Annotated in this window: 6 protein-coding genes; 2 read left to right on the top strand and 4 right to left on the bottom strand. The window is 70.5% G+C overall.

Annotated elements, in window-relative coordinates; genetic code table 11:
- The first annotated feature begins 41 nt into the window (after positions 1 to 41).
- On the top strand, positions 42 to 938 hold the full coding sequence (locus AOK01_RS14365; RefSeq protein WP_213862096.1) for a hypothetical protein: 897 nt from the start codon (positions 42 to 44) through the stop codon (positions 936 to 938).
- Positions 939 to 1004: 66 nt separating this feature from the next.
- On the opposite strand, the gene AOK01_RS14360 is transcribed toward AOK01_RS14365, so the two are convergent.
- From AOK01_RS14360 to AOK01_RS14345, 4 genes are all read right to left on the bottom strand, one after another.
- Positions 1005 to 1652, bottom strand: a complete 648-nt coding sequence (locus AOK01_RS14360; RefSeq protein ID WP_055511497.1) for a dihydrofolate reductase family protein — start codon at positions 1650 to 1652, stop codon at positions 1005 to 1007.
- 386 nt (positions 1653 to 2038) lie between these two features.
- The gene (locus AOK01_RS14355; protein ID WP_055511495.1) at positions 2039 to 3010 is read right to left on the bottom strand and encodes an SMP-30/gluconolactonase/LRE family protein; all 972 of its coding nucleotides are present in this window, start codon (positions 3008 to 3010) and stop codon (positions 2039 to 2041) included.
- A 157-nt stretch (positions 3011 to 3167) separates the two neighbouring features.
- Positions 3168 to 3956 (bottom strand): TIGR03943 family putative permease subunit, encoded by a 789-nt coding sequence (locus AOK01_RS14350; protein WP_055511493.1) that lies wholly within the window; start codon positions 3954 to 3956, stop codon positions 3168 to 3170.
- On the bottom strand, positions 3953 to 4981 hold the full coding sequence (locus tag AOK01_RS14345; protein ID WP_370880352.1) for a permease: 1029 nt from the start codon (positions 4979 to 4981) through the stop codon (positions 3953 to 3955). Before AOK01_RS14345 ends, AOK01_RS14350 begins: the two co-directional genes overlap by 4 nt.
- A 262-nt stretch (positions 4982 to 5243) precedes the next feature.
- Between AOK01_RS14345 and AOK01_RS14340 the strand changes: the two genes are divergently transcribed.
- A partial coding sequence (locus AOK01_RS14340) for a potassium channel family protein (RefSeq protein ID WP_055511492.1) occupies positions 5244 to 7167 on the top strand: 1924 nt, incomplete at its 3' end.

Below are 7167 nucleotides of genomic sequence, written 5' to 3'. Positions count from 1 at the left end.
CCGATCGAGGGCCTGACCACCTAGGAAGTAGCACCTTCCCGATGGCTGAATCCCAGTCTAACGCGCGCCTGCGCGCCGCCGCCGGAACTCCGACCTCCGGCGTGATCCACGTACGAACCCGCCTCACGGCCGACTTCACCGTCATTTCCAACGCCCTCGCCCAGCGACGCGGCAGCGCGGTCACGGTCGGCGTCGCCGCGTACATCCTCTCCCTGCCGGACGGCACACCCGTCAGCATCTCCGCGCTGTGCGAGCACTTCACCGAGGGCGAGATCCTCATCTCGCGAGCCCTCAGGGACCTGGAAGCAGCCGGGTACTTGGAGCGCCGCCGCGAGCGAACACCCACCGGGAAGATCCGTACCCGGACGTACTTCTATGACCTCCCCGGCGGCGATCCGGACCCGGACCCGGACGGATCTCCCGAGCCGCCTAGACCACCTCGGCCGCGAAAGCAGCCCGCCGCCGTAGTCACGCCCGCGCCCACGGAGGAACCCGTCGCCACGCCCGTACAGGCCGAGGCGGAGACGGAGACGGAGGCACCGGTTCCGTTCGCCGAGGCCGACCCGCGGGCCATCTCCGTACTCGCCGCCCTGCGCCGGGTCGATCCCCGCCTCGTGCTGTCCGAGCAGGAGGCTGCCCGACTTGCCCCGGCCGTCACTCGATGGCTCGCGGCGGGCCTCCTGCCCACACACGTCACGGACCACCTCACCGCACGACTCCCGGACCAGTTGCTGACCCGACCGGCCCGCATCCTCGCCTACCGGCTCAAGGAGACACCCCTTGGCCTGCCCGCACCGGCCGGAGGCGTGGGACTCTCCGTACGTCCGACGGTCGTGCCCATGTGGAACTGCGACGGTTGCGACCGGGGGTTCCGCTCAGCGGAACCCGGCCGCTGCCGGGACTGCCACTCCCGGGACCAACTCCGTGCGGCCGGCTGAGCTGATGACCTGGTGTGCGGTCCACCCGCAGGTGGCGGGGTGGTCGGAGTCGGTCCTGAGTAACCCTTACTTCCGCCAGAACAAGTGGTGCGCCACCCCGCTCGGGCTGGGTACGACCTCCAGGTGGAACCGGTCCAGCAGTTCGTCGGGGGACTCCCAGAGTCGTAGTCCGGACCCGAACTTGAGCGGCGAGACCGCCACGTGCAGGGTGTCCACGAGGTCGGCGTCCAGGAACTGGCGGATGGTGGTGACCCCGCCGCCCAGTCGGACGTCCTTGCCCTGCGCCGCCTCCCGGGCCTGGTCGAGGACCGTCGCCGGGTCGCCGTCGACGAAGTGGAACGTGGTGTCGGAAAGCGTGATCGACGGACGCTTGTGGTGGGTCAGGACGAACACCGGGGTGTGGAACGGGGGCTCCTCACCCCACCAGCCCTGCCACTCATGGTTCTGCCAGGGCCCGCGCTGAGGCCCGAACTTGTTGCGGCCCATGATCTCCGCGCCGATGTTGCGGTCGTAGTCCCGCGTGAGGTAGTCGTCCAGGCCCCGGGTCCCACCGGGGTCGGTGCGCATGGGCCAGCTCGCCGTGGCGCCCACCCAGGTGAACAGCCTCTCGGGCTCGACGCCATCGCCGAACGGCCGCTCAAGGGTCTGGTTCTCACCGGCGCCGATTCCGTCACTTGAGACGTTGAAGTTCTGGACTCTCAGCAGCTGAGCCACGTGTTCCTCCTGTGCTGGACCTGAGTCTGAGCCTGAGCCTGAGTATGAGCCTGTTCCTGATGTCGTCCCCGCATGGTGGTCGACGATGATGAGACTTGCCAGGGCGGGAAAACTCATCGCTTCGTTCGCGATCGGTCGGGAATTGGGCTGCCTGGCGTCCCGACCCGGGCCTGACCTGTGCCGACCGGGATGCGGCAAGCGACCACAGCGAAGACTACGGCCCGGTGCCCGACCCTCGGAGCGCCGCACCACCGGCACCGGACGGCCACATCACGTTCGCGGGCACCGGGCACCGGGCATCCACGAGCCACAGACCGACGCCGAGCAGGAGCGGTCGCAGGTATGCCCGGTGCAGTGTGCGCCGACGTCTGCCGGAACCGCCCAGGTCAGATCGGTACCGCCACCCCCGTGAACGTCGTCTCCGGAACCTGCGGGCTCGTGAAGCGGGCGTTGACCAGGTACAGGCGGTTGCCGTAGCGGGCTGCCGTGGTGGGGATGTCGAAGCGGGGGTCCGTGATCGTGCCCGTCAGGGTGGCCTTCGTGGACGTGGAGTTCAGGTGGAACACGCTGATGAGGTTCAGGCGGTTCTGGACCACGTACAAGGTGCGGCCTATGCGGTAGAGGCCGTCGCCGTTGGCCACGTCGGGTGCGCCGACCAGGGTGATCGTCGTGGCGTGGCCCGTCCTGGGGTTCACCTTGTAGAGCACGCCCGGCGTGCTCTTGACGACGATCAGGGCGCGGCCGTCGGGGGTGCCGACGACTCCGTTGGCGTTGTTGACGTCGGGCAGCTGAACCCAGTCGCCGGTGAGCGGCAGGGTTCGTACCGTTCCCCTTCTGCCTCGCGGGACCGCGTAGAGCGCCGCCGCCCGTGAGTCGGTGAACCAGGCCCGGTCGCCGAGAAGCGTCACGTCGTTGATGAAGTGGCCGGTGGCGTCCGTCAGTTGGTGTGTTGCCACGACGTCGCCCGTGCGGGAGTCATGTGTACGCGCCACTCCCGTGCTGCCTGCCACATACAGCAGGCCGTCCTCGTCGAGCTTCAGGCCCACCGCCACCAGGCCGGCGCCACCCGCGAAGAGAACCCCGCCCTTTCCGGTGCGCAGATCGGTGCGGTAGAGCGCGCCGTTGGCCCGCGAGCCCATGTACGCGTACGGCCTGCTGCCGATGGCTATGCCCTCGGGGAGGAAGCCGTCGGGCAGCGGGAACTCCGTCGGCCACTTGGCAGCGGGGGCAGACGAAGTGGTCGTCGTGGTCGCGTTCGCCGTGCCTGCTCCCGTCACGGCCGTGAACGCCGTGAGGGCCGCGCCGCCCAGGACCGTGCGCCTGGAGGGGTGGAGGTCGTTGCCGGTCGTGCGCGTCATTCGGGTCATCGTTCCGGGCCTCCTGGAAAGGTGGAGAACTCACAACTCCGTTTGTTCATCCTGTTGTTCATCCTGGCTCACGCCCGGCGTTCCGCCCCCGCGCATACCGCGTATCGACAGAGGATCGACAGCTTGGGTCAGCCAGCCCCGTTAACCGTCAGCCGTTCCAGCTTTCGTCGTACGGGTCCCGTGGCGCCTTCACCGGCTTCGCCTCCGTGATGTCCAGGAACGGGATGATGCCGTCGTTCACCGGGTCCTTGGTCTGTTTGGCGGTGTAGGTGCCGGTGACCTCCAGCCATGTGTCCGGTCGCAGGACCGGAGGCGTGTGGCCGATCAGGCCGATCTTCACGGGCTGGGCGTCCGCTGCACAGCAACTGAGCGCCATGCGGACCAGGTAGGGCGTGCCGTCGTGGCCCACGGCCAGGAAGCCGGCCGTCTTGATACGGCGGTTGTCGAGCGAACGGCCGTGGTCGTACGCGGCGCGGCCCGCGTAGTCGACGAGGCTCAGCCGGACGGTGTCCCCCGCGGGAAGGTCGGCGAAGCCCCACGGCTGCTTCTGCAGGGCCGTACCCGTGCGCAGGGCGCTGTACGAGCCGAGCGCCGGCGGCGCCACCAGGATCAGGGCGAGGAGGGGGAGCACCAGGAGCCATGCGATTCGGGGTTCCCGGTGCGTGTGACCGTGCGCATCACCGTGATCATGGCCGTGCGCATCACCGTGCCCCTGCTCGGGGGCAGGAACGAGGGCGGGAGGCTGGGGTGCGGTGCGGGTGGCCTTGCGTTCGTACCACACCGTCGCGACCGCCGCCGCGATCAGCACCACCCCCGCCGCCAGCAGCAACGGCCTCAGCCCCGCCTTCACGTACCGCAGGTAGAGGTCCGTGAGGCCCGCGTGCAGGATCGCCCCGCCGGTGAGGAGGAGTACGGCTGCCTGTGCCTGGCGGTTCACAGCAGCACCGCCCCGACCAGGGACGACACCAGGACGGCCAGCGTGAAGGTGGCGGGTGCGAAGCGCAGGGCGAACCCTCTGCCGAACGTCGCCGTCTGCATCGCGAAGAGTTTCAGGTCGATCATCGGGCCGACGACGAGGAACGTCAGCCGCGCCGTGAGCGAGAACTGGGTGAGGGACGCTGCCACGAAGGCGTCCGCCTCGGAACAGATCGAGAGGAGCACGGCCAGCACCGCCAGAGCGAGGATCGACACCACCAGGTTGTCGGCGGCGAGGCCGAGCCAGTCCGCCGGAACCACCGCCTTGAGCGTCGCCGCGGCCATCGCGCCGACGACCAGGAACCCTCCCGCGTGCATCACGTCATGCCGCACCGAACCCCAGAACGCCGCCCCTTTGCCGAGGCCCTCCCAGGAGGGCCGGGCCGGTGGGCGCAGCCAGTCGGTACGGCCCAGCCGATGCCAGAGCCAGCCCATCGCGCAGGCCACCAACAGGCTTGCCACCAAACGGGCCACGACCATCTGCGGCCTGCCCGGGAACGCGACGGCGGTCGCCGTCAGCACGATCGGGTTGATCGCCGGCGCCGACAGCAGGAACGTCAGCGCGGCCGCAGGCGTGACGCCCCGGCGCACCAGCGCCCCGGCCACCGGCACGGACGCGCACTCGCACCCCGGCAGCACCACCCCGGCCATGCCGGCGACCGGCACCGCGAGGACGGGCCGCTTCGGCAGCGCACGGGCGAAGAACGACGGCGGTACGAACACCGCGATGACCGCCGACAGCAGCACGCCGAGCACGAGGAAGGGCAGCGCCTGCACCATCACCGCGACGAACACGGTCATCCAGCTCTGCATCACGGGCGCGTCCAACGCCCCGCGGATGGGCCCCTGCAGCACCACACCCGCGAGCAGCAGCATGGTCAGGACCAGGGGCGAGTTGAACTGCCAGCCCTTCGGCCCGGCCGGCGTGTGCTGTGGCTGCGGCTCGTGGTCCTCAACCCCGGTCGGTGCTGTGTCGGTCGTGGTCACGGGAGAGGTACCTCCGGTAGGGAGGGGCTTCGTCGGTGGATCGCCCTCCACCTTCAGTACGCCCGTTCCGGCACAGCTTCTCATCCGGGTTCTCGTCAACTCCTCATCCGGGTTCTCGTCAACTCCTCATCCAGGTTCTCGACAGCTCATCGTCAACTTCCCGGCGGCAGGCCGTTGTGCAACCGCGTGCGCCCGTGATGCAGTCTGTGTCGTTGTGGGGATCCTTCCGAATCAGAGCGGGCCGGACGATCGTGCCGCGCACATGGTGGTGTGCGGGGACGACGCCCTGGCGCACCGGCTGGCGGCCGAGTTGCGTGGTGTCTACGGGGAGCGGGTGACGCTGGTCGTGCCCTCCGCCGAGCGGACCGAGCGGCCACCGGTCGTCGGACGGGCACGCACCTCGACACTGCTCAACCGCGTGTCGGCCGCCGTGACCCGGGCCGCGGGCAACGGCACCACCGGCAACAACGATGGTGACGGCGCCTCCGGCCGTGGTACTGGTACCGGTTCCGCTACGTCCGGTCGTGGATCCCGTACCTCCGAAGGGTCAGGTCCCGGGCAGGTGCTGGAGGCCGCGGTACTGACCGAGGCCGTACTCGCCGAGGCCGGGGTCGAGCACGCCGCCGCGCTGGCGCTCGTCCATGACGACGACGAGACGAACATCCGCGCGGCCCTCATGGCGCGCCGGCTCAACCCGCGCCTGCGCCTGGTCATACGGCTCTACAACCGCCGTCTCGGCCAGCACATCGAGGCCCTGCTCGACCAGGCGTCCGCCCTGGCCATGGCGGGCCTCGCGGAGCCCGGCGGGACCTCCGGGCCCCCCGGAACCTCCGGGGCCTCCGGAACCGGTGATTCCGCAGGTTCGCCCGCGCCCGGTTTCCTCGACGCCTCCACGACCGTACTGTCCGACGCCGACACCGCCGCCCCCGCGCTGGCGGCCACCGCGGTCGTCGGCACCAGCAAGATCGTGCAGACCGACGGGCTGATGCTGCGGGCCGTGGAACGGCAGCCGCCGGGGCCCGGGGAAGTCGCCGACCCCGGTCTGTGCACGCTGGCGCTGCTCTCCGCCACCACCAACGACCCGGCCGGCGCGGACGGTTCGGAGAACAGCGGCGAGCACGGGCCGCGGCTGCTGCCCGACGAACAGTCCGTGGCCGCCGCGACCGGCCGCGGCACCGTCGTCCTGGAGACCGTGTCGTACTCCGGTCCCCCGCTTCCCACGGGCCGCCGTCTCCTGCCCACCGGACTGCCCTTCGGAATGCCCTTCCGCATGCCGTTCGGAATGCTGTTCTCCCGGCGGCTGCGCTGGTCCCTCGCCGGTCTGGTGGCCTGTGTGGTCGGGCTCGCGGTCGCGTCCATGGCGGTCACGGGCGCTCATCCGCTGCACGCCATCTACCTGACCCTCCTCGATCTCTTCGCCATCAACGAACCAGCGCTCGCCGATCCCCTCGGCCGCCAGATCCTCCAACTCCTCTCCGGGCTCATCGGGTTGCTGCTGCTTCCCGTGCTCATCGCCGCCGTCCTGGAGGGACTCGGTACGTTCCGCAGCGGGTCGGCGCTGCGCAAGCCGCCCCGTGGGCTCTCCGGTCACGTCGTCCTCCTCGGAGTCGGCAAGATCGGTACGCGCGTCCTCACGCGCCTTCGCGAACTCCGCATCCCCGTGGTGTGCGTCGAGGCCGACCCGGATGCACGCGGGCTCGCGCTCGCGCGGCGGCTGCGGGTGCCCGTCGTCCTCGGTGACGTCACCCAGGAAGGCGTCCTCGAAGCCGCCAAGATCCACCGGGCGCACGCCCTGCTCGCCCTGACCAGCGCCGACACCACCAACCTCGAAGCCGCCCTGTACGCGCGGTCGGTACGCCCCGACCTGCGCGTCGTCCTGCGTCTGTACGACGACGACTTCGCCACCGCCGTCTACCGCACCCTGCGCGCCGCCCACCCGGAGGCGCTCACGCGCAGCCGCAGCGTCTCCCACCTGGCCGCGCCCGCGTTCGCCGGAGCGATGATGGGCCGCCAGATCCTGGGTGCCATCCCGGTGGAACGCCGGGTGCTGCTCTTCGCGGCCCTGGACGTCGCGGGGCATCCGCGGCTTGAGGGCCGTACCGTCGCCGAGGCGTTCCGCGCGGGGTCGTGGCGGGTCCTGGCCGTGGACACGGCGGCCCCGGCCCGCCGGGGCCGCCGTGTCCACG

It is taken from the genome of Streptomyces aurantiacus, from assembly GCF_001418335.1.
Taxonomy (GTDB): Bacteria; Actinomycetota; Actinomycetes; order Streptomycetales; family Streptomycetaceae; genus Streptomyces; species Streptomyces aurantiacus.
Note: the sequence above shows the minus strand (reverse complement) of the source record. Positions and strands in the feature narration are given on the sequence as shown.